Below are 25,986 nucleotides of genomic sequence, written 5' to 3'. Positions count from 1 at the left end.
GTACCCGCCGAGGGGCACCCGCAGCCGCCCGCGTTTTACAGGTACTGACCGGTGTTCGCCACCGTGTCGATGGAGCGTCCGGTGTCCGCGCCCTGCTTTCCGGTGACGAGCGTACGGATGTACACGATCCGCTCGCCCTTCTTGCCGGAGATGCGGGCCCAGTCGTCCGGGTTGGTGGTGTTGGGCAGGTCCTCGTTCTCCTTGAACTCGTCCACACATGCCTGGAGCAGGTGGGAGACGCGAAGGCCCTTCTGATTCTTTTCGAGGAAGTCCTTGATCGCCATTTTCTTGGCGCGGCCCACGATGTTCTCGATCATGGCGCCGGAGTTGAAGTCCTTGAAGTAGAGGACTTCCTTGTCGCCGTTGGCGTAGGTCACCTCGAGGAAGCGGTTCTCCTCCGATTCGGCGTACATCTGTTCCACCGCCGTCTGGATCATCGCCTGGACGGTGGAGCCCTTGTCGCCGCCGTGCTCCTTGAGGTCCTCCACGTGCAGCGGGAGGCGCTCAGTGAGGTACTTGCCGAAGATGTCCTTGGCCGCCTCGGCGTCCGGACGCTCGATCTTGATCTTCACATCGAGCCGGCCGGGCCGCAGGATGGCGGGGTCGATCATGTCCTCACGGTTGGAGGCACCGATCACGACCACGTTCTGCAGACCTTCCACGCCGTCGATCTCGGCGAGCAGCTGCGGGACGATGGTGTTCTCCACGTCCGAGCTGACGCCGGAGCCGCGGGTGCGGAAGAGGGACTCCATCTCGTCGAAGAAGACGATGACGGGGGTGCCCTCGCTGGCCTTCTCCCGGGCCCGCTGGAAGACCAGGCGGATCTGCCGCTCGGTCTCGCCCACGTACTTGTTGAGCAGCTCGGGGCCCTTGATGTTGAGGAAGAAGCTCTTGCCGGCGGCCTGGCCGGTCACCTCGGCGACCTTCTTGGCCAGCGAGTTGGCGACGGCCTTGGCGATCAGGGTCTTGCCGCATCCGGGAGGTCCGTAGAGCAGGACGCCCTTGGGCGGACGCAGCTCGTGCTCCTTGAACAGGTCCGGGTAGAGATAGGGCAGCTCGACCGCGTCGCGGATCATCTCGATCTGGTTGCCGAGGCCGCCGATCTGCTCGTAGCCGATGTCGGGGACCTCTTCGAGGACGAGTTCCTCGACCTCGCTCTTCGGGATGACCTCGTAGACGTAGCCGGAGCGGGGCTCGAGCAGGAGCGCGTCGCCGGCGCGGATGGTGACGTCCAGCAGTGGCTCGGCGAGCCGGACCACCCGCTCTTCGTCGGTGTGCCCGAGCACCAGGGCGCGCTCGCCGTCCTCGAGGATCTCCTTGAGGGTGACGATGTCGCCGACGCGCTCGAACTCCATGGCGTCGACCACGTTGAGCGCTTCGTTGAGCATCACTTCCTGGCCGCGCCGGAGCTCGTCGAGCTCGACGCTCGGGCTGACGTTGACCCGGAGCTTACGGCCGCCGGTGAAGATGTCGGCCGTACCGTCTTCGTTCGCCTCCAGGAAGACACCGAAGCCGGCCGGTGGCTGTGCGAGCCGGTCGACTTCCTCCTTGAGGGCCACGATCTGGTCTCTGGCCTCACGGAGCGTGTTGGCGAGTCGTTCGTTCTGTGCGGACACGCCGGCCAGATTGGTCTGCAGCTCGACGATCCGCTCTTCGAGAATTCTCGTGTGCCGCGGAGAGTCGGCGAGCTTGCGTCGCAGGACGGCGATCTCCTGCTCAAGGTAGGCGATCTGCCCGGTCGGGTCGTCGGACCCGCGTCCCGGGCGGATGCCGCGGTTCATGTCGTCGTCGTGGGCTGCCACGGTCCTCACCTCCTCCAAGGGGAGCTGGACGCTTCCAGACCCTACCTGGGCGGGTGTCGATTGAAACCCCTAGATCACAAAGACGGTCGGGGTGTGTCCGATCTTCACCCTTGCGCTCTCCCTCACGCCAGGGGAATACCCACCGGACGTGATTGGAACCCAGGCAGAGGTAGGGTCGAAGTGTTCAACACCCGTCAGAGCTGGCCGGATTCCCGAGCGGCTCGGCGCATCGGACGGCAGGAGAGGTGACCGTGCAGCAGGAGGCCGGAGTCGACGGCGAGGCCCTTGAGGTCTGGATCGACCAGGACCTGTGTACCGGCGACGGTATCTGCGCGCAGTACGCGCCCGAGGTGTTCGAGCTGGACATCGACGGTCTGGCGTACGTCAAGGGCGCGAGCGAGGAGCTTCTGCAGGACAAGGGGGCGACAACGCCCGTGCCGTTGCCGCTTCTCACGGACGTGGTCGACTCCGCCAAGGAGTGTCCGGGCGAGTGCATCCACGTGCGTCGAGTTTCGGACAGGGTCGAAGTGTACGGCCCGGACGCAGAGTGACCGAATTCCGTCCAATTACCTACGCTGCGTGACCGCTGTCTGATGACTCACAGCCTGCTCGCACGCTCTCGCGGCGGTGGCCCGCCCGGAGTTCGTCATACGGCGTGGGCCCGGGAGGGCGTGGAGCGGACGAACGCGCCGTTCTTCCACTGCCATTTCGCGTCGTCCTTGAGGTCGGGGCAGCAACTGGGCACATCGGCCGAGGAGTAGCCGAGGAGCGTGGCGAGGACGGCGCCGTCGCGCACCGCGACGTCGGTGACGGTCCGGCGGTCCGCGGGGTCGACCAGGGTGGCCACCACGCGGGGCCCGCCGCCAGCGGCACCCCGGGTGAGGACGTAGACGCCGTCGGGCGGGGTGCCCATGGGGGCGTCGCAGTGCACCACGGCGACCGTCTCCCGCCGCCCGTCGCCGTCCAGGTCACCGGAGGCCCGCTGCACCACGACCGCTTCCACCGGGCCGCATTCCAGGCCGAAGTCGACGCCCTCCGGGTCGGGCGGCGCGATGCGCGCCGGGGCGGTCTTCGTCTCGGGGCCGGCCGCCTGGGCGGCCGTGGCGGCGTCGGGCTGCAGGACGGAGGACAGGGCCATGACGGCCGCGACGGCGGTGGCGGTGGCGGCCCAGTGGATCGGGCGGGTGTGCGTGTGCGCGAGGTCCGGAACGGCGGGGTGCTGCACGAGGAGTGTCTCCTGTGAGGGCTGTGCCGGTGGGGGTGGCCAGCATCGTGCCACACGTCACAGTGCGAGGGAACGGCGGGGTGGGTACCCGGTGCGGCTTCGGTCGACGGCAGGCCGGGTCAACGACAAGACGCCGTGGTGGAGTTCCCGGACAGGGCCGGGAACTCCACCACGGCGTGTGCGCGTTGCAGGGGTACGGGCCGCCTAGCGGCCGGCGCCTCCGCCGGCGTTGGGGCCCGTGTAGTCCTCGCCGTAGGCGCCCTTGGCGGGGCGGCGGCGGCGCATGGGCGGCTCGACCCCGTCGGCAAGGCGGCGGGCGGTGAGGAGGAAGCCGGTGTGGCCGATCATCCGGTGGTCCGGGCGGACGGCCAGGCCTTCGACATGCCAGTTGCGGATCATCGTCTCCCAGGAGGTCGGCTCGTTGAAGCAGCCGATCTCGCGGATGGACTCGACGGTCCGGGCGAGCTGGGTGGTGGTGGCGACGTAGCAGCAGAGGATGCCGCCGGGGACGAGTGCCTTGGAGACGGCCTCCAGGCACTCCCAGGGGGCGAGCATGTCGAGGATGACGCGGTCGACGTCGGTGTCGGACAGGTTGTCCTGGAGATCGCCGACGGTGAGCTGCCAGGCGGGGTGCGGGCCGCCGAAGTAGCGCTCGACGTTGGCCTGGGCGATCTCGGCGAAGTCGGCGCGGCGCTCGTAGGAGTGCAGCATGCCCTGGTCGCCGATGGCGCGCAGCAGGAAGCTGCTGAGCGAGCCGGAGCCGACGCCCGCCTCGACGACGCGCGCGCCCGGGAAGATGTCGGCGAAGGCGAGGATCTGCCCCGCGTCCTTCGGATAGACGACGGCCGCCCCGCGGGGCATGGACAGGACGTAGTCGGGGAGCAGGGGGCGCAACGCGAGATACGCGACGTTCCCGGTGGTGCGGACAACGCTGCCCTCGGGAGCGCCGATCAGTTCGTCGTGCGGGAAGGAACCCTTGTGGGTGTGGAAGTTCTTCCCGGCCTCGAGCGTGAACGTGTAGTGGCGGCCCTTGGGGTCGGTCAGCTGTACCTGGTCCCCGACCTTGAAGGGCCCGCGCCTGCGGGCGGCACCGGTCGGTTCGGACATGTGACCAGCCTACCGGTCCGCGGCGGGGCCGCCGACCACGCGGGCCGTCAGGAGGGGCGGGCCATGGCCTTGACGAAGGCCCGCTCGACGTCTGCGGCGGACAGGACGCCGTAGATCTCGCCGGTGTCCTCGACCACCAGGTACTCCGTGGCCGGGGTGGCCCGCAGGGCGTCCAGCAGTTCCTCCCCAGACAGCTCCGCCGAGACGCGCATGCCGTCGGTGAGGTCCTGGGCGAGGCCGCTGACCGCGACCCAGGGGCGGCGGTGCTCGGGTACGCCGACGATGGCGGCCTCGCGGACGAGGGAGACCGGGGTGCCCTCGCCGTCGACGACGACCAGGGCACGGGCTCCGCCGGCGTTGGCGCGGCGCAGGGCCTCCGAGAGCGGGGTGTCGGCGGAGACGGGGACGGCGCGGCGGGTGAGGTGGCGGGCGCGCAGTTCCGGGAGGTGCTCGCGCAGGCGGGCCATGCGCAGGCTGTTTCCGGCGCCGGTCCAGATGATCGCGGCGAGGATCGCGGCGAGCAGGGCGTCCATGACGGTGTCCATGCCGACGTTGTCGACGGCGTCGGCGCCGAGCGCCCCGGACTGGGTGAACAGGGGCAGCCCGATGAGGACGGAGACGGCGAGGGCGCGGCCGACCCAGGCGGCGGCGACGGTGCCGGTCATGGGCTTGCCGGTGAGCTTCCAGACCACGGCGCGGAGCATCCGGCCGCCGTCGAGGGGCAGGCCGGGCAGGAGGTTGAAGGCGGCGACGATGAGGTTGGAGATCATCAGGCCGGCCAGCAGGACGCCGGGGACGGTGGCGGGTTCGATGGGTTGCAGGGCGAGGTAGAAGACGCCGGCCAGGGCGAGGGAGAGCAGCGGGCCGACGAAGGCCAGGACGAACTCGCGGCCGGGGGTCTCGGCCTCCTTCTCGATCTCGGAGACGCCACCGAAGAACTGGAGCTGGATGCGGCGCACGGGCAGTTTGAAGCGGAGTGCGGCGACGGTGTGGGCCAGCTCGTGAACCAGGACGGAGGCGTAGAAGGCGACGGCGAAGAAGAGGGAGACCAGGTAGCGGGCGGCACCCAGCTCGGGCAGGATCCGGTCGAGCTGACCGCCGAACACCCAGGTGATCAGGGCGGCGACGAGGAACCAGCTCGGTGCCACGTACACCGGCACGCCGAACAGCCGCCCCATGAGCAGGCCGCCTCCGGGCTCCGGGGGTCGCTGCGGCGGACGCCCGGGCGCGGCCCCGACCTCGGCCCGGGCTCGTCCGACGGGGCCGGACGGGGTGCCGTCGTAGGGGCCGGGCGGGGTGCCGTCGTAGGGGCCGGGGGCGGCTTTGTCGTAGGGGTTGGGGGCGGCGCCGTCGCCGGGGGCGGGCGCAGTGCCGCCGGAGGAGCCGGGGGCGCTGCCGTCGTAGGGGCCGGGCCGGGTGCCCTCGCCGGGGGCGGGCGCAGTGCCGCCGTACGGGTCGGGCCGGGGGCTGTCGCCGGGATGGGTCTGCTGCCGGCCGGGCGTGTGACCGCCGATGGGGGTGGGCTCAGGCCGGGTCCCGGGGTCTGCGTCGGAGCCGTGCCGGGGGTCTGCGGAGTCCGCGGCGGCGACGCGCGGGTCAGCGCCCGCGCCACGGTTGCCGCCGTCCGGGTCCGAACCCGCCTCGCCGGTGGCGCCGTGCGGACGTGCGCCCGCCTCACCGAGGTTCCCGGGCCCGCCCGCGCCCGCTTCGCCGGTGTCGCCGCGCGGGCCCACGCCGTTTTCAGTGGCGCCGCCGTGCGGGCCTGTGCCCTCCTCGGCCGGGCCGCCCTGCGGAGCCGTGCCCGTCTCGCCGGGGTCTCCGTGCCGGCCCGTGCCCGTCCCGTCGGCGTCGCCGGGCCGGGACCGGGTCGCCGCGTCGGTGTCGCCGGGCCGGGCCGGGGTTTCCCCGTCGCGGTTGTCGGCGCCGGAGGCCGATTCCCGTTCGTCGAGGCGGGGGGTGCGTGGTGGACGGTCCTCGTCGTCCGGGGCGGGGTGGGCAGGGGCGGTGGTGTGGTCGTCGGGGGCCGGGTCGGGGCGTGCGGGGTCGGCGGCCGGGGCCGCCGGCCCCGCGTGGTGCTCGGCCGACTCGTCGCTGCCGGACCGCGGCTGCCCGCTCCCGCCGCTCACGTCCACGCCTGTCCCCTCGTTCGATGCGTCTTCCGCCTGCCGGCCGGAAGGGTCTCGACTCGATGGTATGCGGCCGTCGCCGCCCATTCCGTCCCGGCACCCCTGTGGTTCCCCTCCAGCACAGGGGTCACGCCCGCGGCTGGGTCGCTGTCAGTGGCGGGCCGTAAGGTCTGTCGTCATGGAGACGAGCTTCGAGGGTGTCGCGACGACGGCGGTGGACGGGGAAGCGGCGTGCGCGGCGGAGCCGGCCACCGTGCCCGACCCGGTCACCGCCATACCGCCGGCGTCGCTCTCGCCGTCGCGCGCCTCCGACTTCATGCAGTGTCCGCTGCTGTACCGGTTCCGGGTGATCGACCGGCTGCCGGAGAAGCCCAGCGAGGCGGCGACCCGGGGCACGCTGGTGCACGCGGTGCTGGAACGCCTCTTCGACGCCCCGGCGGCGCAGCGCACGGCGCCGCGGGCGAAGGCGCTGATCCCGGGGCAGTGGGACCGGCTGCGCGAGTCCCGGCCGGAGGTCGCCGAGCTGTTCGCCGAGGACCCGGAAGGGGAGCGGCTGGCACGCTGGCTGGCCGAGGCGGAGCGGCTGGTGGAGCGCTGGTTCACGCTGGAGGACCCGAGCCGGCTGGAGCCAGCCGAGCGGGAGCTGTTCGTCGAGGCCGAGTTGGAGTCGGGGCTGCGGCTGCGCGGCATCATCGACCGGGTCGACGTGGCACCGACGGGCGAGGTCCGGATCGTCGACTACAAGACGGGCAAGGCACCCCGGCCGGAGTACGCCGAGGGCGCGTTGTTCCAGATGAAGTTCTACGCGCTGGTGGTGTGGCGGCTGAAGCAGGTGGTCCCCCGGCGGCTCCAGCTGGTCTATCTCGGCAGCGGTGACGTGGTCACGTACGACCCGGTGACGGCCGATCTCGAACGGGTGGAGCGCAAGCTGCTGGCGCTGTGGGACGCCATTCGGCAGGCGACCGAGACGGGTGACTGGCGGCCGCGTCCGACCAAGCTGTGCGGCTGGTGCGACCACCAGGCCCACTGTCCGGAGTTCGGGGGCACTCCCCCGCCGTATCCGCTGCCGCTGAGGGTGCCTGAGTCCGGCGCCGTCCCGCAGGGCAGAATGGGGCCGGACTAGCGAAGGAGACTTACGTGGCCATCCGCGTCCTACTGGTCGACGACCAACCGCTGCTGCGTACGGGCTTCCGGATGATCCTGGAGGCGGAGCAGGACATCGCGGTCGTCGGCGAGGCCGGCGACGGCCTCCAGGCCCTGGACCAGGTGCGGGCGCTGCAGCCCGATGTGGTTCTGATGGACATCCGCATGCCGCGGATGGACGGCGTGGAGGCGACCCGGCAGATCACCGGACCCGATCGCGACGGCCCGGCGAAGGTGCTGGTGCTGACCACGTTCGACCTCGACGAGTACGTGGTGGAGGCGCTGAAGGCCGGGGCCAGCGGCTTCCTGCTGAAGGACGCCCCGGCGGGCGAGCTGGTGCAGGCCATCCGGGTGGTGGCGGCCGGGGAGGCGATGCTCGCGCCGAGCATCACCAGGCGGCTACTCGACAAGTACGCCACGCATCTGCCGTCCGGCGAGGAGCCCGTGCCGGACACCCTGCACACGCTGACCGACCGTGAGGTGGAGGTGCTGAAACTGGTGGCGCGGGGCCTGTCCAATGCGGAGATCGCCGCCGATCTGTTCGTCAGCGAGACCACGGTGAAGACGCATGTCGGGCACGTCCTGACCAAGCTGGGGCTGCGCGACCGGGTGCAGGCGGCGGTGTACGCGTACGAGAGCGGGCTGGTGCGTCCCGGAGCGCAGTAGGCCGGCAGCAGTAGACCGCGCCGCAGGCCGCGCACCGCGCAAGACGGGCCGCACCCGCGCAGGCGGAAGAAGGGCGGCCCCCCCGTTTCGTGGGGGCCGCCCTTCTTGTGTCGGCTCCCCCCGGCGCTGGGGGAGCCTTCTGCGTCGGGTCCGGGTCAGCCCTTCCTGAGCTCCCAGAAGCGGAAGACGGTCGAGGCGTCCAGGCAGGCCTCCACACCGTAGACGCCGTCGCCGACCACGGCGTACTGCTTGGCCTGCCAGACCGGCAGGATGGGCAGGTCCTCGGCGACGATGTCCTGGAGCCGGCCGAACTCCTCGTCGGTCGCGGAGCGGTCGCTCTGGGCCGCGGTGCTCGGGATGAGCGAGCCGGTGATCGTGTCGTTGGCGTAGTTGTTGCCGAGCACGTTGCCCTCGCCGAAGAACGGGCCCGTGAAGTTGTCGGCGTCCGGGTAGTCGGGCACCCAGCCCTTGACGTACACGCCGTACTTGCCCGCCTCGATGTCCTTCTCGTACTGCTCGAAGGGTACGGACTTCATCTCGGCGTCGAACAGCCCGCTGGCGTTGAGCTGCTCGGCGATCGCCGTCAACTCCTCGTCGGTGGCGGGGCCGTAGCGGGACGGAGTGGACCAGAGGGTCAGCTTCACCTTGCCGGTGATGCCCTCCTCGCGCAGCGCGGCGGCGGCCTTGGACTTGGAGGGCCGGGCACCGTAGGTGTCGAAGAAGGCCGTGTTGTGGCCGGCGATACCGGCCGGGACGATGGAGTACAGCGGGGTCGCCGTGCCCCGGTAGACGTCCTGGATGAGGGCGTCGCGGTCCACGAGGTGGGCGATGGCCTTGCGGACGCCGAGCTTTCCGGCGACCGGGTCGTCCATGTTGAAGACGAGGTGCTGGACCTCGGCGCTGCTGCCCTCGACGACCTCGACGCCGGTGCCGTCGGTGGACTTCTGGATGTCGTCGATGTCGTCCGCGGTGAGGCCGCGGTAGGCGATGTCGACGTCACCGCCGAGGACGGCCTTCTTCAGGCCGGTGCGGTCGCCGTGGAAGAAGCGGAGCGTGACGCCGCCGTTCTTCACCTCGGCGGTGCCCTTGTAGTGCTCGTTGACGGAGAAGACGGCCTCGTCCTGGCCGAAGGAGTCGAGCTTGTAGGGGCCGGAGCCGACCGCCCCGCCGTCCTTGCGCAGCCCGTCCGCGTCGTACTCCCGGTGGTCGACGATGGACCCGGCACCGGACGCGATCTTGCTGGGGAAGGTGGCGTCGGGCGCGTTCAGCCGGAAGACGACGGTCTTCTCGTCGGGCGTCTCGACCTTCTCCAGAGTGCTGAACATGACCGCGGGGCCGGCGTCGTCGTCGATCTTCAGCATGCGGTCGAAGGAGAACTTTACGTCCTCCGAGGTGAGCGAGGAGCCGTTGCTGAACTTCAGACCGTCCCGCAGCGTGCATTCGTACACCCGGGCCTGGGAGTCGGTGAACTCGCACTGCTCGGCGGCTTCCGGCTGCGGCTCGGTGGCTCCCTTGGGGAAGCTCAGCAGCGACTGGAAGACGTTGTTGAACAACAGCCAGGACCCGGGGTCGTAGCCCGAGGCGGGGTCGGTGGCCAGGACGTCGTCGGACATTCCGACCACCACGGTGGAGCTGTCGCTCGCGTTTCCGGAGCCCTCCGAGCCGCAGCCGGTCAGCAGGCCGGAGGCCAGGACCGCCACGAGGGGCAGGGCCGGCCACTGGTTGCGTATGTTCACGTGCTTCGTGCCTTGTCGTCAGTGCCTGGAGCTTGAGGAGCGGGACCGCCGTGCCGGCGGCCCCGAGGGAGTGCGGGACGTCAGCCGCTCACGCCGCGGCCGAGTTCCCACAGCTGGAGCGTCGAGGACGAGTTGAGCGCGTAGGCCGTGCCCGTGATGTCGTCCCGCGCGGCCACGTACTGCTTGCCCTGCCACAGCGGGATCACCGGAACGTCCTCGGCAACGATGTCCTGGATCTGCGTGAGGCTTTCGGCGGCGGAGAGCCGGTCGGCCTCGCGGCGGGACTCCGGGATCAACTTGTTGATGACGTCGCTGTTGGTGTACGGCGAGTTGAGGAAGTTGTCCTTGTCGAGGAAGGGCGCGAGGAAGTTGTCGGCGTCCGGGAAGTCCGGGAACCAGCCCATGCCGTAGACGTCGTACTCGCCCTTCAACTCGGCCGGGCGGAACTTGTCCCAGGGCGTGCCCTTGATGTCGACGTCGAACAGACCGCTGGCGTTGAGCTGCTTCTGCAGCACCTCGAACTCCTGCTCGGTCGCGGCGCCGTAGTGGTCGGTGGTGTAGTGCAGCGTCAGCTTGACCGGCGTGCTGATGTGGGCGTCCTCCAGCAGGGACTCGGCCTCGGCCACGCTCGGGTCGCCGTACTTGTTGAAGAACGAGTTGGAGTGCCCGGTGATGGTGGCCGGGACCAGCGAGTACAGGGGCTCGGCCTGGGTGCCGTAGACCTCGGAGACGAGTTCGCTGCGGTTGATCACCTGGGCCATGGCCTGGCGGACGGCCTTGTCCCGCACGGTGGCCGCCTTGGTGTTGAAGGCGAGGTAACGGATCCCCAGGCCGGGCATCTCGACCAGGTCGACGTCGCCGCCCGAGGTCTTGGCGAGCCGGGTGACCTGCTCCGGCGTCATGCTGCGGGTCATCACGTCGATGTCGCCCTTCTCGACGGCGGCGCCCATGGCCTCGGCGTCGTCGAAGGAGACCATCTCGACCTTGTCGTTGTTCACCGTCAGGCTCCCCTTGTACTCGGGGTTCTTGGTGAACACGGCCTTGGTCAGGCTCCCGTCCTCGGTCTGCGCCTTCAGGGTGTACGGGCCGGAGCCGGACACCTCGAAGCCCTCGCGCAGCTTGCCCTTGTCGTAGTCGTCGGGGTTGACGATGCCGGCGACGGGGGTGGACAGCTTGAACGGGAAGGTGGCGTCGGCGGTCTTGAGGTGGAAGATGACCTCGCGGTCGCCCTGCGTCTCGACGGTGTCGATGGTGGACAGCAGTGCGAACACACCGCTGTCCGCCTTGATGGACAGCGCGCGCTCGATGGAGAACTTCACGTCGGCCGCCGTGACGGGGTCTCCGTCGGCGAACGTCAGGCCGTCGCGCAGGGTGCACGCGTACCGCTCGTTGCCGGTGTCGGTGAAGCCGCACTTCTCGGCGGCCTCCGGCACCGGCTGCCCGTCGCCGCGGGGCTGGATCATCAGGGTCTGCACGGTCTGGCGCAGGACGTTCCAGGGCCCGACGTCGTAGGCGTAGGCCGGGTCGAAGGGCGCAGGAGTGTCCTTCGAGGCGGTGAACCGGTCCGTGGTGCCGACGACGATCGCGCCACCACCGCTGCCGCTGTCGGCCCCGCCGCAGGCGGCGAGCGCCGGCCCGAGCAGGCCGACTACGGCCGGCAGCACCAGAGTCTTGCGGTTCATGCTCGAGTTACTCCACAGCTGTCGGGTCCGTGCATCCGGCATGCATGGGTGGTGCGGCGGATCACGGGGATGAGGGCGATGTTCTCGCGACGAGATTAGTCCGCGCCTGCAGCGGGGTTCGCGGCAACCGGAGTTGAGCCCTCATCACGCTGCGAAACCGGGCGTGGACAGTCCGAAAACCCGACAGCGGAAGGATTCGTGCAGGGTTCCATCAATCGGGACACATGGGCGCGCCGGCCGGCCGTACCGCACGGCCCGCAGCACACGTACACAGCCCTGTCGACCCTCGACGGCGTGGCGAACGTCACAGGTCCGGACAGGGTCGGCAGGGCCGGAATTCGGCCGCCCGAATGGCCTGAATTTCTCCGGACGGCCTGTCCGGTCACCCCCCGGAGAGCGACGCACAAGCGTTCCCCGAATTCACGTGCTATCGCGGGTGCACGCTGTGTGAACGCTTAGTTCAGCCGCGACATCAGTCCGCGCAGAAATGTCAGGTCGACCTCTTCCAGTGAGGTCACGACGGTACGCCGGGCGGCCGGGGCGATGGGGGCGACGGAGGGCACCGCCACGACGTGGCAGCCGGCGGCCTCGGCGGCGGCGACACCGGTCGCGGTGTCCTCGACGACGGCGCACCGGGCGGGGTCCACGCCGAGACCGGAGGCGGCGGCCAGGTAGGGGTCGGGGTGCGGCTTGGTGCGCGGCACCTCGTCGCCGCCGACCGTGAGGGCGAAGTGGTGGGCGCCGAGCCTGGTCAGCACGCGGTCGATGATGCGGCGGTGCGAGGCGGAGACCAGGGCGGTGGGGATCTCGTGCTCGTACAGCTCCGCCAGCAGCCGGACGGCGCCGGGCATGAGGGGCAGAGCGCGGCCGATGCGCTCCTCGAAGCCGTCGTTGAGCAGCACGGACAGTTCGGCCAACGAGATGTCGGCGCCGGTGGCCTCGATCAGGAAGCCCGCGCTGCGGCTCATGGGGCCGCCGACCACGACATGGCGCCAGGACTCGTCGAGGGTGTACCCCAGGGAGGCGAAGACCTCGACCTCGACGTCCCACCAGAAGCCCTCGGTGTCGACGAGGGTGCCGTCCATGTCGAGGAGCACGGCCTGCAGGGCTGAGCCTTCGGCCGTACGGGTTCCGAGCGCGGGGACCGTACTGGTCATCCACCTACCTCCTTGAGGGACGATCAGGCCGGTTCCCACACGGGGAACCGGCCTGCAGTGGATCGACCAGTGTACGTCGCGCGCGGGCGAAGCGCCTGGTTCAACCGGTGTGCCTCTCGGCACGCACGGCGGACGCGGCTCAGCGGGCGTTGAAGTACTTGGCCTCCGGGTGGTGGATGACGATGGCGTCCGTGGACTGCTCGGGGTGCAGCTGGAACTCCTCGGACAGCTCGACGCCGATCCTCCCGGGCTGGAGCAGCTCGGCGATCTTGGCGCGGTCCTCCAGGTCGGGGCAGGCGCCGTAGCCGAGGGAGAAGCGGGCGCCGCGGTACTTCAGCTCGAACATGCCCTGCATCTCCTGCGGGTCCTCACCGGCGAAGCCCAGCTCGGCGCGCACGCGCGCGTGCCAGTACTCGGCGAGGGCCTCGGCGAGCTGGACGGACAGTCCGTGCAGTTCGAGGTAGTCGCGGTAGGCGTTGGACTCGAAGAGCTTGGCGGTCTCCTCGCCGATGCGGGAGCCGACGGTGACGACCTGGAGGCCGACGACGTCGGTCTCCCCGGACTCCTCCGGGCGGAAGAAGTCCGCGAGGCACAGGCGCCGGCCGCGGCGCTGGCGGGGGAAGGTGAAGCGGGTGCGCTCGTTGCCCTGTTCGTCCAGCAGGATCAGGTCGTCGTCCTTGGAGACGCACGGGAAGTAGCCGTAGACCACGGCCGCCTCCAGCAGGTTCTCCGTCTGGAGCCGGTCCAGCAGGCCGCGCAGCCGGGGCCGGCCCTCGGTCTCGACGAGTTCCTCGTAGGACGGCCCGTCGCCGGTGCGGGTCTGCTTCAGTCCCCACTGGCCCTTGAACAGGGCGCCCTCGTCCAGCCAGGAGGCGTACTCCTTGAGCTGGATGCCCTTGATCACCCGGGTGCCCCAGAACGGCGGGGTGGGAACGGGATTGTCGGTGGCGACGTCGGAGCGGACGCTGCCCTCCTCCGGGCGTTCCTCCACCTGCACGGTGGCCGCCTTGACGCGGCGCTGCTTCAGCTCGGGCAGCCGGGCGCCGGGCACGCCCCGCTTGATGCCGATCAGCGCGTCCATCAGCCGCAGGCCCTCGAACGCGTCCCGGGCGTAGCGGACTTCGCCCTGGTAGATCTCGTGGAGGTCCTGCTCGACGTAGGCCCGGGTCAGCGCGGCGCCGCCGAGGATGACGGGGTAGTCGGCGGCCAGGCCGCGCTGGTTGAGTTCCTCCAGGTTCTCCTTCATGATCACCGTGGACTTCACCAGCAGCCCGGACATGCCGATCACGTCCGCCTTGTGCTCCTCGGCCGCCTCCAGGATCGCCGACACCGGCTGCTTGATCCCCAGGTTGACGACGTTGTAGCCGTTGTTCGACAAGATGATGTCGACCAGGTTCTTGCCGATGTCGTGCACGTCCCCGCGCACCGTGGCCAGCACGATCGTGCCCTTGCCCGCCTCGTCGGTCTTCTCCATGTGCGGCTCGAGATGAGCCACGGCCGTCTTCATCACCTCCGCGGACTGCAGCACGAACGGCAACTGCATCTGCCCCGACCCGAACAGCTCACCGACGACCTTCATGCCGTCCAGCAGGATCTCGTTGACGATCTGCAGCGCCGGACGCTCCCGGAGCGCCTCGTCGAGGTCGGCCTCCAGACCGTTGCGCTCACCGTCGATGATCCGCCGCTTGAGCCGCTCCTCCAACGGCAGCGCCGCCAGCTCCTCGGCCTTGGAGGCCCTCAGGGACTTCGCCGTCGCGCCCTCGAACAGCGCCATCAGCTTCTGCAGGGGGTCATAACCCTCGCGGCGGCGGTCGTAGATCAGGTCGAGGGCGGTGCTGACCTGCTCCTCGTCGAACCGGGCGATCGGCAGGATCTTGCTGGCGTGCACGATCGCCGAATCCAGCCCGGCCTTCACGCACTCGTCCAGGAACACGGAGTTCAGCAGGATGCGGGCGGCCGGGTTCAGGCCGAAGGAGATGTTCGACAGGCCGAGCGTGGTCTGCACCTTCGGGTGGCGCCGCTTCAGCTCCCGGATGCCCTCGATGGTGGCGATGCCGTCCCCGCGGGACTCCTCCTGGCCGGTGCAGATCGTGAACGTCAGGCAGTCCACGAGGATGTCCTCCTCGTGGATGCCCCAGTTCCCGGTCAGGTCCGCGATCAGGCGCTCGGCGATCTCGACCTTCTTCTCGGCCGTGCGGGCCTGGCCCTCCTCGTCGATCGTCAACGCGATCAGCGCCGCCCCGTGCTCCTTGGCGAGCTGTGTGACCTGCGCGAACCGCGACTCCGGTCCGGCGCCGTCCTCGTAGTTCACCGAGTTGATCACCGCGCGGCCGCCGAGCTTCTCCAGCCCGGCCCGGATCACGTCGACCTCGGTGGAGTCCAGCACGATCGGCAGCGTCGAGGCGGTCGCGAAACGGCCGGCCAGCTCCGCCATGTCGGCGACGCCGTCCCGGCCGACATAGTCCACGCACAGATCCAGCATGTGCGCGCCCTCACGGATCTGCTCGCGGGCCATCTCCACACAGTCGTCCCAGCGGCCCTCCAGCATGGCGGTCCGGAACTTCTTCGACCCGTTCGCGTTCGTCCGCTCACCGATCGCCAGGTACGACGTGTCCTGCCGGAACGGCACCGACTGGTAGAGGGAGGCGGCGCCCGGCTCGGGCCGCGGGTCACGCTCCGCCGGAGCCAGATCCCGCACCCGCTCCACCACCTGCCGCAGGTGCTCCGGCGTCGTACCGCAGCAGCCGCCCACCAGCGACAGCCCGTACTCCCGCACGAACGTCTCCTGGGCATCCGCCAGCTCCGGCGCCGTCAGCGGATAGTGGGCACCGTCCTTGCCCAGCACCGGCAGGCCGGCGTTCGGCATGCAGGACAGCGGGACGCGGGAGTGCCGGGCGAGGTAGCGCAGGTGCTCGCTCATCTCCGCCGGGCCGGTCGCGCAGTTCAGGCCGATCATGTCGATGCCGAGCGGCTCCAGCGCGGTCAGCGCCGCGCCGATCTCCGAGCCCAGCAGCATCGTGCCGGTCGTCTCCACCGTCACCGACACGATCACCGGCATGTCGACGCCGAGCGCCTCCAGACCGCGGCGGGCTCCGAGCACGGCGGCCTTGGTCTGGAGCAGGTCCTGCGTGGTCTCCACCAGCAGCGCGTCGGCGCCGCCGGCGACCAGGCCCTCGGCGTTCCGCTGGTAGGCGTCGCGCAGTACGCCGTACGGGGCGTGGCCGAGGGTGGGGAGCTTGGTGCCGGGGCCCATGGAGCCCAGCACCCAGCGCTGTCGCCCGTCCTCGGCGGCGAACTCGTCGGCGACCTCGCGGGCCACCCGGGCACCGGCCTCGGACAGTTCGTGGACACGGTCGGCGATGTCGTACTCGCCCAGGGCGGAGTGGTTCGCGCCGAAGGTGTTGGTCTCCACGCAGTCCACGCCGGCGGCGAAGTACTCCTGGTGCACGGAGCGGACGATGTCGGGCCGCGTCAGGTTCAGCACCTCGTTGCACCCCTCCAGCTGCTGGAAGTCGTCCAGCGAGGGGTTCTGGGCCTGGAGCATCGTGCCCATCGCCCCGTCGGCGACCACCACACGGGTGGCGAGCGCCTCACGGAGGGCGGTGACACGGGTCCGGGTGTCGGCGGACGAGGTGGACGGCGACGAGGCCATGAAGGGGCTCCCTATGGATGCGACGGCTGTCGGCTTTGCGGCTTCCCGGAGTCCACTGCGGGCAACGCCCCGGGCAGGACGCACGCCGCCAGGGTAGCCGGGACCGCAGGTCGATGGTCAGGGCGTCCACGGTCCGGGACGGGGGTGTCGCGCACGGCGTACGGCATCCGGGGAGGGCGCGCGACGGGCGACGAGTGCTAAGAGTTGCCCACCGGGCATTAGCGGGAGGTCGGCATGGACCGGTAGTGTTCGACATTGCCGAACGGCGGCAGCGGCGTCGCGGGTCGACGGTCGAAGGGGACGGAGGCAGTACGGCGATGGCACGGAACATCCAGTCGCTCGAACGGGCGGCAGCGATGCTGCGCCTGCTCGCGGGCGGCGAGCGGCGGCTCGGCCTGTCGGACATCGCCTCCTCGCTGGGCCTCGCCAAGGGCACCGCGCACGGCATTCTGCGCACCCTCCAGCAGGAGGGCTTCGTCGAGCAGGACGACGCTTCCGGGCGCTACCAGCTGGGCGCCGAGCTGCTGCGGCTGGGCACGACGTACCTGGACGTGCACGAGCTGCGGGCCCGCGCCCTGGTGTGGGCGGACGACCTGGCCCGTTCCAGCGGCGAGAGCGTCCATCTGGGGGTGCTGCACCAGCAGGGCGTGCTGATCGTGCACCACGTCTTCCGGCCCGACGACAGCCGGCAGGTGCTGGAGATCGGGGCGATGCAGCCCCTGCACTCCACGGCCCTGGGCAAGGTGCTGTCGGCGTACGACCCGGTCGCGCACAGCGAGGCGCTGGAGGCCGACCGCAAGGCGTTCACCGACCGGACCGTCTGCGAGCCGGACGCCTTCGAGCACATCCTGGACATCACGCGCGCGCGTGGGTACGCGGCGGACGTCGAGGAGACCTGGGAGGGCGTCGCCTCCATCGCCGCACCCATCCACGACCGACGGCGGATGCCGGTCGGCGCGGTCGGCATCACCGGCGCCGTGGAGCGGGTGTGCCGGGACGGGGAACTGCGCCCGGAGCTGGTGGCGGCGGTACGGGACTGCGCCCGCGCGGTGTCGCGGGATCTGGGCGCCGGGCGTTTCTGAGGCGCGGACACGACAGCGGTGAGCACCGGGACGCGGCACGGCGTTCCGGTTTTCGGCGTGTCCCGATACCCACAAGTCGCATGGAACAGGGTGAAAGAGCCCACATGCATCCAAGATCGGCGCGTGGAAGCGATCAGTAACGATCGCGTTTTCGACAACAGGGCTCTTGACGCACGCCTGACCACGAGGAAAGACTCCCGTCCATCGGTCGGCATTGTCGAACACCTACCGGCAATACGCGCTAGGGTGTGACAACGCCAAGGGCCGGCATCGCTCTCACCCCAGAGGGCGCCGACCCCCGGTGGGACCCGGGGGTCGGCTCCCTGGACGAAGGACAAAGGAGTCGCGGGTGTCCAGCTCCGACATCTTCATCGGCGAGACCATCGGTACCGCCATACTCATCCTGCTCGGCGGCGGAGTCGTCGCCGCCGTCACGCTCAAGGCCTCCAAGGCCCGCAACGCCGGCTGGCTCGCCATCGCCCTCGGGTGGGGTTTCGCCGTCATGACGGCGGTGTACGTCGCCGGTCCGCTCTCCGGCGCCCACCTCAACCCCGCCGTCACGGTCGGCATCGCCATCAAGGACGGCGACTGGAGCAACGTTCCGACGTACTTCGCCGGCGAGCTGCTCGGCGCCATGATCGGCGCGGTGCTGGTCTGGCTCGCGTACTACGGCCAGTTCCAGAGCCACCTCACCGACCGGGAGATCGTCGGCGGCCCGGGCGCGCAGGACACGGCGGCGAAGGCCGTCGAAGCGCAGGAGAAGGGCGCCGGCCCGGTCCTGGGCGTCTTCTCCACCGGTCCCGAGATCCGGAACACGGTGCAGAACCTCGCCACGGAGATCATCGGCACCTTCGTGCTGCTGATCGCCGTGCTCACGCAGGGCCTGAACGACGAGGGCAACGGCCTGGGTGTCCTCGGCGGACTGATCACCGCCCTCGTGGTCGTCTCGATCGGTCTGTCCCTCGGCGGACCGACCGGCTACGCCATCAACCCGGCCCGTGACCTCGGCCCCCGCATCGTGCACGCCCTGCTGCCCCTGCCCAACAAGGGCGGCTCCGACTGGAGCTACGCCTGGGTCCCGATCGTCGGTCCGCTGATCGGCGGCGCGATCGCCGCAGGTGTCTACAACGTCGCCTTCGCCTGACCGGGCACCGGCCCGGCCGCGCCCGAGCCGCACAGCACGCGACGTACGTACCGACCTCAACCACGGAACTCAGGAGCACACAGTGACCGACGCTCACACCGCCGGCCCGTTCATCGCAGCCATCGACCAGGGCACGACCTCCTCCCGCTGCATCGTCTTCGACCGCGACGGCCGCATCGTCTCCGTCGACCAGAAGGAGCACGAGCAGATCTTCCCCAAGCCGGGCTGGGTGGAGCACAACGCCACCGAGATCTGGACCAACGTCCAGGAGGTCGTCGCCGGGGCCGTCGAGAAGGCCGGCATCACCCGCGACGACATCAAGGCCATCGGCATCACCAACCAGCGCGAGACCACCGTGGTGTGGGACCGGAACACCGGTGAGCCCGTCCACAACGCCATCGTCTGGCAGGACACCCGCACCGACGCGCTGTGCAAGGAGCTGGGCCGCAACGTCGGCCAGGACCGCTTCCGCCGCGAGACCGGCCTTCCCCTCGCCTCCTACTTCGCCGGTCCCAAGGCCCGCTGGCTGCTCGACAACGTCGACGGTCTGCGCGAGCGCGCCGAGACGGGCGACCTGCTCTTCGGCACCATGGACACCTGGGTCATCTGGAACCTGACCGGCGGTGTCGACGGCGGGCAGCACGTCACCGACGTCACCAACGCCTCGCGCACCATGCTCATGAACCTGCACACCATGCAGTGGGACGAGAAGATCTGCGAGTCGATCGGCGTGCCGCAGCGGATGCTGCCCGAGATCCGCTCCTCCGCCGAGGTCTACGGCGAGATCAAGGGCGGCAGGCTCGGCGACCTGCTCGGCGGCATCCCGGTCGCCTCCGCGCTCGGCGACCAGCAGGCGGCCCTGTTCGGCCAGACCTGCTTCTCGGAGGGCGAGACCAAGTCGACGTACGGCACCGGCACCTTCATGGTGATGAACACCGGTGACAAGATCATCAACTCCTACAGCGGGCTGCTGACCACCGTCGGCTACCAGATCGGCGCGCAGAAGCCGGTCTACGCCCTGGAGGGCTCGATCGCCGTCACCGGCTCCCTGGTGCAGTGGATGCGCGACCAGATGGGCCTGATCTCCACCGCCGCCGAGATCGAGACCCTCGCCCTTTCGGTGGAGGACAACGGCGGCGCCTACTTCGTGCCGGCCTTCTCCGGTCTGTTCGCCCCCTACTGGCGTTCCGACGCCCGTGGCGTGATCGCCGGCCTGACCCGGTACGTCACCAAGGCGCACCTCGCGCGCGCCGTGCTGGAGGCCACCGCCTGGCAGACGCGGGAGATCGCCGACGCCATGACGAAGGACTCCGGTGTGGAGCTGGCCGCCCTCAAGGTCGACGGCGGCATGACCTCCAACAACCTGCTGATGCAGACCCTCGCCGACTTCGTGGACGCCCCCGTGGTGCGCCCGATGGTCGCCGAGACCACCTGCCTCGGCGCCGCCTACGCCGCCGGCCTCGCCGTCGGCTTCTGGAACAGCACCGACGACCTGCGCGCCAACTGGCGCCGGGCCGCCGAGTGGACCCCCCGCATGGACGCGGAGACCCGCGACCGTGAGTACAAGAGCTGGCTCAAGGCCGTCGAGCGGACCATGGGCTGGATCGACGACGAAGACTGACGAGGAGTAAGAAACCGCAATGACCACTCAGTCCGCCCTGCAGTCCATACCTGCCCTGGGGACGCGCCCGGCCTCCGGCTCGAACCCGAGCCGAGCCGAGACCCGGGAGCAGCTCTCCCAGGCGTCGTACGACCTCCTCGTCGTCGGCGGCGGCATCCTGGGCATCTCCACCGCCTGGCACGCCGCGCAGTCCGGCCTCAGGGTGGCTCTGGTCGACGCCGGCGACTTCGCCGGCGCCACCTCCTCCGCCTCCTCCAAGCTGCTCCACGGCGGTCTGCGCTACCTGCAGACCGGCGCGGTGAAGCTGGTGGCGGAGAACCACTTCGAGCGCCGTGCGATCTCCCGCCAGGTGGCCCCCCACCTGGCGAACCCGCTCACCTTCTACCTCCCCGTGTACAAGGGCGGCCCGCACGGCGCGGCGAAGCTCGGAGCCGGTGTCTTCGCCTACTCGGCGCTGTCCGCCTTCGGCGACGGGGTCGGCCACCTGCTGTCCCCCGCCAAGGCGCAGGCGGACGTCCCCGAGCTGCGCACCGAGAACCTCAAGGCCGTGGCCGTCTACGGGGACGACCAGATGAACGACGCCCGCATGGCGCTGATGACGGTCCGCGCGGCGGTCGAGGCGGGCGCGGTCGTCCTCAACCACGCCGAGGTCACCGGCCTGCGCTTCACCCGGGGCCGGGTGACCGGCGCCGAGCTGAAGGACCGGCTCTCCGGTGACGAGTTCGGCGTCAGCGCCCGGCTCGTGCTGAACGCCACCGGCCCGTGGGTGGACCACCTGCGCCGCATGGAGGACCCGAACGCCGCGCCGTCCATCCGCCTGTCGAAGGGCGCGCATCTGGTCCTGAAGCGCACCTCCCCCTGGAAGGCCGCGCTGGCGACCCCGATCGACAAGTACCGGATCACCTTCGCCCTCCCCTGGGAGGACATGCTGCTGCTCGGCACCACCGACGAGATGTACGAGGGCGACCCGGCGGACGTCGCGGTCAACGACAAGGACATCGCGCAGATCCTGGACGAGGCCGCGTTCTCCATCCGCGACCAGCAGCTCGACCGGGACCTGATCACGTACGCCTTCGCCGGGCTGCGGGTACTGCCGGGCGGTCCCGGCGACACGGCGAAGGCCAAGCGCGAGACGGTGGTCACCGAGGGCCGGGGCGGCATGCTGTCGGTCGCGGGCGGCAAGTGGACCACCTTCCGCCACATCGGCCGTACGGTGATGAAGAAGCTGGAGTCGCTGCCGGGCCACCCGCTGGGTGACGACTTCGAGCCGATCGCGTCGCTGCCGAAGAAGCTGCCGCTGCCGGGTGTCGCCAACCCGCGGGCCGTGGCCCACCGGCTGCTGGTGGACCGCCCGGCGCCGGGCCCGCGGATGGCCGCGGACACCGCCAGGCACCTGGCGACGCACTACGGCTCGCTGGCCTTCGACATCGCCCGGCTCGCAAACGAGAACCCGGAGCTGGCCGAGCGCGTCCACCCGGACGCCCCGGAGATCTGGGCCCAGGTCGTGTGGGCCCGCGACCACGAGTGGGCTCAGACGGCCGACGACGTGCTGCGCCGCCGGACGACGCTGACGATCCGCGGCCTGGCCACGGACGAGGTCCGCGGCAGGGTCGAGGACCTGCTCGGCAAGAAGTAGCGCCCGCACAGCAGTTCACCGCCGAGCACTCCGTAAATCAGTTCGCCACGCGGTAGTTCACCACGAGGCGGTTCACCACGGAGTGGCTCACCGGCCGCGAGGGGCGGCGGCTCCGCACCGATGGAGCCGCCGCCCTCCACCTGTGCCGGCCTCGCGTCGCTCCGGGGTGTCCGGGCCCGGGGAACGGGGCAGTGATCCGTTCACTCCCCCGTGCAAGGGGGCTGCGGGCGCCCCCTGGGCACGCCGTAAGGTTGGGGCGTACGTGAGGGACGTCGGAAGGAGGCACTGGGTGATCGAGCTCGAGGGGGTTCCCGAGCTGATCGACCCGGTCATGGTGGCCGCGTTCGAGGGCTGGAACGATGCCGGCGACGCCGCCTCCACCGCGGTCGCGCATCTGGACAGGGAATGGAAGGGCGAGGTGTTCGCGGCGCTGGACGCCGAGGACTACTACGACTTCCAGGTGAACCGCCCCACGGTCTTCATGGACGCCGGCGTCCGCAAGATCACCTGGCCGACGACGCGGCTGTCCGTGGTCCGGGTCGGCGGCGAGAAGCCGCGCGATCTCGTCCTCGTCCGGGGCATCGAACCGTCCATGCGCTGGCGCTCGTTCTGCAACGAGCTGCTGGGTTTCGCCCATGAGCTGGGCGTCGAGCTGGTCGTCATCCTGGGCGCCCTGCTCGGTGACACTCCGCACACCCGTCCGGTCCCGATCAGCGGGACCACGTCGGACGCGGACCTGGCCCGCCGCATGGACCTGGAGGAGACCAAGTACGAGGGCCCGACGGGCATCGTCGGCATCCTCCAGGAGGCGTGCACGCACGCCGGTGTGCCGGCGGTGTCGCTGTGGGCCGCGGTGCCGCACTACGTGTCGCAGCCGCCGAACCCTAAGGCCACGCTGGCGCTGCTGAACCGCCTGGAGGACCTGATCGACGTGCGCATCCCGCTGGGCGAGCTGCCCGAGGACGCGCGCGCCTGGCAGGTGGGCGTGGACCAGCTGGCCGCCGAGGACAGTGAGGTCGCCGAGTACGTCCAGTCGCTGGAGGAGGCGCGGGACACGGCGGAGCTGCCGGAGGCGTCGGGCGAGGCGATCGCCCGTGAGTTCGAGCGGTATCTGCGGCGCCGGGACGGGGCCGGCCCCTCCGGTGGGCACGCCACGGCCGACGGCGGCGACGGGACACCGGGGGCGCCGTATCTGCGGGACAACCCCAGCGGGCGTACGCGCCCGCCGAAGCCGCCGAAGGCGGGCGGGGAGGACGAGGAGTCGTCGGAGGACTGAGCGGCCCCCACGACCGAGGACGGTTCGCGACCGAGGCCGGCAGGGGCGGCCACCGAGGACAGCAGGGGCGCTTCCGTTTCCGGAAGCGCCCCTGACTCGTGTGTCCGGAGCGACGCGTACGACGAGACCGACTCGTGCGTCCGGAGCGGCTCGTACGTCTAGAGCGCGACGCCGAGCAGCGCGTCGACCGCGCGGGAGACCACGCCGGGGGCGCCCGGGTCCGTGCCGCTGGTCTCCTGCTGGAGCGCGGCCCAGCGGTCGACCGCGGCGAGCGCGGCCGGCGAGTCGAGATCGTCCGCGAGGGCCTCGCGGATCTCCTCGACGAGGGCGTCGGCGGGCGGGCCGTCGGGCCGGGACACGGCGGCACGCCACCGGTCGAGGCGGGCGACGGCGTCCCGCAGCACCTGGTCGGTCCACTCCCAGTCGGACCGGTAGTGGTGGGCGAGCAGCGTCAGCCGGATCGCGGCGGGGTCGACACCGTCGTGGCGCAGCTTGGAGACGAAGACGAGGTTGCCCTTGGACTTGGACATCTTCGCGCCGTTCAGGGCGACCATGCCGGCGTGGACGTAGGCCTTGGCCATGGGGAACTCGCCGGTGAGCACCTGGGCGTGCGAGGCGCCCATCTCGTGGTGCGGGAAGGCGAGGTCGGAGCCGCCGCCCTGGACGTCGAAGCCCATGCCGAGGTGGTCGAGGGCGATGGCGACGCACTCGATGTGCCAGCCGGGGCGCCCGGGGCCGAGGGAGGCGCCGTCCCAGCTGGGCTCGCCGTCGCGGGCCGCCATCCACAGCATGGGGTCGAGCGGGTTCTTCTTGCCCGGCCGGTCGGGGTCGCCGCCCCGCTCGGCGGACAGCAGCCGCATGGCGGCGGCGTCGAGGTGGGAGACCTGCCCGAAGTGGGGGTCGGACTCCACGGAGAAGTAGATGTCGCCGTCCAGCTCGTAGGCGGCGCCCGCGTCACGGAGCCGCTCGACGAGCGGGACGATGCCGGGTATGGCCTCCACGGCACCTATGTAGTGCCGCGGCGGGAGCATCCGAAGCGCCGTCATGTCCTCGCGGAAGAGGGCGGTCTCCTTCTCGGCGAGCGCGGCCCAGTCGATGCCGTCCCGCACGGCCCGCTCCAGGAGGGGGTCGTCGACGTCGGTGACGTTCTGGACGTAGTGAACCTGCCGCTTGGTGTCGAGCCACACGCGCTGTACGAGGTCGAACGCGTTGTAGGTCGCCGCGTGCCCCATGTGGGTGGCGTCGTACGGCGTGATGCCGCAGACGTAGATGCGGGCGATGGGACCGGGGTCGAGGGTGACCGGGCCGCCGGTCGCGGTGTCGTGGATCCTGAGGTCGCGGCCCTGACCGGGCAGGGCGGGGACCTCGGAAGCGGGCCAGGCATGCATGTACATGAGCCTAACCGGACGGATGTTCCGTCCACGAACCGGACGGTGCGGTTGGCCGGGAAGGCGGTCTTGTGCGGGGCCTTCGGATGTGCGCGGGGTCGCCGCGTGTCAGACCGGTGGCCACGGGATGGGCGGCCAGTCACCGGTCGGTTCCGGGTGGCGGCCCGAGGCCAGCAGCGCGGTGACGCGCGCGCGGGTGGCGTCGAGCTCGGCGGGTGTGATCAAGGCGGACAGCCGGGTCGCCAGGGCGGCGTCGTCCTTGAGCTGCTCCTGGAGGGTGCCGAGCACCGTCACGGCCTCCGCGGTCAGCGGTTCCCCGGCCCAGCCCCACAGCAGGGTGCGCAGCTTGTTCTCGGCGTGGAAGGTGACCCCGTGGTCGATGCCGTACAGCCGCCCCTCGCCGGCGGGCAGCAGGTGACCGCCCTTGCGGTCGGCGTTGTTGATCACGGCGTCCAGGACGGCGAGCCGCCGCAGCCGCGCGTCGTCGGCGTGCACCAGCAGGGCGGTCCGCCCGTCGCCGGCCTCCGCGAAGCCGACGGCCTTCCAGCCGGGGCCGGGCTCCTCGGCGTCCACCAGGGCGAGCAGCTCGGCCTCCGGTGCCGCCTCTATCCACAGCTGGCACATGCCCTCGCCGTACGGCCCGTCGCGCAGCACGGTGGGCGGCACGAGCCCCCAGCCGGTGGCCTCGGAGACCTCGTACGCGGCGACCTCCCGCTGGGCGAGCGTGCCGTCGGGGAAGTCCCACAGCGGTCGTTCCCCGGCGACCGGCTTGTAGACGCAGGCGGCCTCCTGCCCGTCGTACGCCACCGTGCAGTACAGCGCCGCGTTGGAGGCCTCGCGGATGCGGCCGCGGACGGTCAGCTCACCCTCGGTGAGCAGCTCGGCGGTCGTCACGCTCCGCGGCGGTATCCGTTCTGGCGCGGACATACGTGTCCTTCCGGGTCGAGCGGGAGGCTGCACAGCGGGCACGGCGGCCGCCCGGCGTTGACGACGTCGAGGGCGCGCTTGGCGAAGGCCCTGGCCTGCGCGCCGGTGAGACGCACCCGCAGCATCGGGGGGCCGTTCTCCTCGTCCTGGAGCAACCGCTCCTCGGCCTCCGCGAGGTCCTCCTCGGAGTCGGCCTCCAGCTCCACGAGGGCCTGGGCCTCAACGATCATGCGCTGGTCATCACCGTCCCAGGCCAGCGCCATGGTGCCGACGCGGAACTCCTCCTCCACGGGGGTGTCCAGCGGGGCGGTGTCGGCGATCTCCGTGGGCGCCATGGCGGGGACGGCCGCGCTGCCGCCGCTGCGGCGCACGACCTCGTCGAGCAGTTCGTCCATGCGCTCGGCGAGCGCGGCGACCTGGGTCTTCTCCAGGGCCACGCTGGTCACCCGGGAGCCGGCGGAGGCCTGGAGGAAGAACGTACGGCGCCCGGGCAGTCCGACCGTGCCGGCCACGAAACGGTCCGGCTGGTCGTAGAGGAACACCTGACGGGACACGTCCTGTCTCCATTGAGAGTCGGTGGGTGGCTACTGCTGGGACCGCTTCACCCTACTGCGGC

General features: G+C 70.8%; 19 protein-coding genes. 8 read left to right on the top strand and 11 right to left on the bottom strand.

The window, feature by feature from the left end; genetic code table 11:
- Nucleotides 1-35 precede the first annotated feature (35 nt).
- Nucleotides 36-1,802 (bottom strand): proteasome ATPase, encoded by a 1,767-nt coding sequence (gene arc / locus ACLGIH_RS27790; protein WP_416528022.1) that lies wholly within the window; start codon nt 1,800-1,802, stop codon nt 36-38.
- 245 nt (nt 1,803-2,047) lie between these two features.
- On the opposite strand from arc, the gene ACLGIH_RS27785 reads away from it, so the two are divergent.
- Entirely contained in the window at nt 2,048-2,353 is a 306-nt protein-coding gene (locus tag ACLGIH_RS27785; RefSeq protein WP_416528021.1) for a ferredoxin, read from the top strand.
- Between the two features lie 95 nt (nt 2,354-2,448).
- Here the strand turns inward: ACLGIH_RS27785 and ACLGIH_RS27780 are convergent, their stop codons facing one another.
- The 3 genes from ACLGIH_RS27780 to ACLGIH_RS27770 all read right to left on the bottom strand — a co-directional run bounded on the left by ACLGIH_RS27780 (nt 2,449) and on the right by ACLGIH_RS27770 (nt 6,266).
- On the bottom strand, nt 2,449-3,027 hold the full coding sequence (locus ACLGIH_RS27780) for a hypothetical protein (RefSeq protein WP_416528020.1): 579 nt from the start codon (nt 3,025-3,027) through the stop codon (nt 2,449-2,451).
- A gap of 204 nt (nt 3,028-3,231) precedes the next feature.
- Nucleotides 3,232-4,134 (bottom strand): tRNA (adenine-N1)-methyltransferase, encoded by a 903-nt coding sequence (locus ACLGIH_RS27775; protein WP_416528019.1) that lies wholly within the window; start codon nt 4,132-4,134, stop codon nt 3,232-3,234.
- 47 nt (nt 4,135-4,181) lie between these two features.
- Nucleotides 4,182-6,266 (bottom strand): site-2 protease family protein, encoded by a 2,085-nt coding sequence (locus tag ACLGIH_RS27770; protein ID WP_416528018.1) that lies wholly within the window; start codon nt 6,264-6,266, stop codon nt 4,182-4,184.
- Between the two features lie 172 nt (nt 6,267-6,438).
- On the opposite strand from ACLGIH_RS27770, the gene ACLGIH_RS27765 reads away from it, so the two are divergent.
- Both ACLGIH_RS27765 and ACLGIH_RS27760 read left to right on the top strand, forming a co-directional pair.
- Complete coding sequence (locus ACLGIH_RS27765) at nt 6,439-7,383, top strand: RecB family exonuclease (RefSeq protein WP_416528017.1); 945 nt, start codon at nt 6,439-6,441, stop codon at nt 7,381-7,383.
- Nucleotides 7,384-7,397: 14 nt separating this feature from the next.
- Nucleotides 7,398-8,069 (top strand): response regulator, encoded by a 672-nt coding sequence (locus tag ACLGIH_RS27760; protein WP_416528016.1) that lies wholly within the window; start codon nt 7,398-7,400, stop codon nt 8,067-8,069.
- Between the two features lie 155 nt (nt 8,070-8,224).
- Here ACLGIH_RS27760 and ACLGIH_RS27755 read toward each other — a convergent pair whose 3' ends face one another.
- The 4 genes from ACLGIH_RS27755 to metH form a co-directional block, all read right to left on the bottom strand.
- Nucleotides 8,225-9,805 carry an ABC transporter substrate-binding protein gene (locus ACLGIH_RS27755; protein ID WP_416528015.1) on the bottom strand — a complete coding sequence of 527 codons (1,581 nt, stop codon included), beginning with the start codon at nt 9,803-9,805 and terminating at the stop codon, nt 8,225-8,227.
- A gap of 80 nt (nt 9,806-9,885) precedes the next feature.
- Nucleotides 9,886-11,487 (bottom strand): ABC transporter substrate-binding protein, encoded by a 1,602-nt coding sequence (locus ACLGIH_RS27750; protein ID WP_416528014.1) that lies wholly within the window; start codon nt 11,485-11,487, stop codon nt 9,886-9,888.
- 455 nt (nt 11,488-11,942) lie between these two features.
- Nucleotides 11,943-12,644: an HAD family hydrolase gene (locus ACLGIH_RS27745; RefSeq protein ID WP_416528013.1), complete on the bottom strand. Its 702-nt coding sequence runs from the start codon at nt 12,642-12,644 to the stop codon at nt 11,943-11,945.
- Nucleotides 12,645-12,783: 139 nt separating this feature from the next.
- Entirely contained in the window at nt 12,784-16,296 is a 3,513-nt protein-coding gene (gene metH, locus ACLGIH_RS27740) for a methionine synthase (RefSeq protein ID WP_416528012.1), read from the bottom strand.
- 317 nt (nt 16,297-16,613) lie between these two features.
- Here metH and ACLGIH_RS27735 point away from each other — a divergent pair, with 317 nt between their 5' ends.
- From ACLGIH_RS27735 to ACLGIH_RS27715, 5 genes are all read left to right on the top strand, one after another.
- Entirely contained in the window at nt 16,614-17,378 is a 765-nt protein-coding gene (locus ACLGIH_RS27735; RefSeq protein WP_416528011.1) for an IclR family transcriptional regulator, read from the top strand.
- Nucleotides 17,379-17,727: 349 nt separating this feature from the next.
- Nucleotides 17,728-18,522, top strand: a complete 795-nt coding sequence (locus tag ACLGIH_RS27730) for an MIP/aquaporin family protein (protein ID WP_416528010.1) — start codon at nt 17,728-17,730, stop codon at nt 18,520-18,522.
- Between the two features lie 82 nt (nt 18,523-18,604).
- Nucleotides 18,605-20,143, top strand: a complete 1,539-nt coding sequence (glpK, locus tag ACLGIH_RS27725; RefSeq protein WP_416528009.1) for a glycerol kinase GlpK — start codon at nt 18,605-18,607, stop codon at nt 20,141-20,143.
- Between the two features lie 19 nt (nt 20,144-20,162).
- On the top strand, nt 20,163-21,779 hold the full coding sequence (locus ACLGIH_RS27720; RefSeq protein ID WP_416528008.1) for a glycerol-3-phosphate dehydrogenase/oxidase: 1,617 nt from the start codon (nt 20,163-20,165) through the stop codon (nt 21,777-21,779).
- Between the two features lie 289 nt (nt 21,780-22,068).
- Nucleotides 22,069-23,055, top strand: a complete 987-nt coding sequence (locus ACLGIH_RS27715) for a PAC2 family protein (protein ID WP_416528007.1) — start codon at nt 22,069-22,071, stop codon at nt 23,053-23,055.
- A gap of 158 nt (nt 23,056-23,213) precedes the next feature.
- Here the strand turns inward: ACLGIH_RS27715 and mshC are convergent, their stop codons facing one another.
- From mshC to ACLGIH_RS27700, 3 genes are all read right to left on the bottom strand, one after another.
- Nucleotides 23,214-24,443 carry a cysteine--1-D-myo-inosityl 2-amino-2-deoxy-alpha-D-glucopyranoside ligase gene (gene mshC, locus ACLGIH_RS27710; protein WP_416528006.1) on the bottom strand — a complete coding sequence of 410 codons (1,230 nt, stop codon included), beginning with the start codon at nt 24,441-24,443 and terminating at the stop codon, nt 23,214-23,216.
- Nucleotides 24,444-24,551: 108 nt separating this feature from the next.
- Entirely contained in the window at nt 24,552-25,370 is an 819-nt protein-coding gene (locus tag ACLGIH_RS27705; protein ID WP_416528005.1) for an SCO1664 family protein, read from the bottom strand.
- A complete protein-coding gene (locus ACLGIH_RS27700) occupies nt 25,334-25,924 on the bottom strand; it encodes a DUF3090 domain-containing protein (protein WP_416528004.1) in 591 nt (196 codons plus the stop codon). Before ACLGIH_RS27700 ends, ACLGIH_RS27705 begins: the two co-directional genes overlap by 37 nt.
- Between the last annotated feature and the right edge of the window lie 62 nt (nt 25,925-25,986).

Origin of the sequence: Streptomyces hamibioticus (genome assembly GCF_047946815.1) — a bacterium.
Lineage (GTDB): Bacteria > Actinomycetota > Actinomycetes > Streptomycetales > Streptomycetaceae > Streptomyces.
This window is presented reverse-complemented; position numbering and strand designations above follow the sequence as displayed.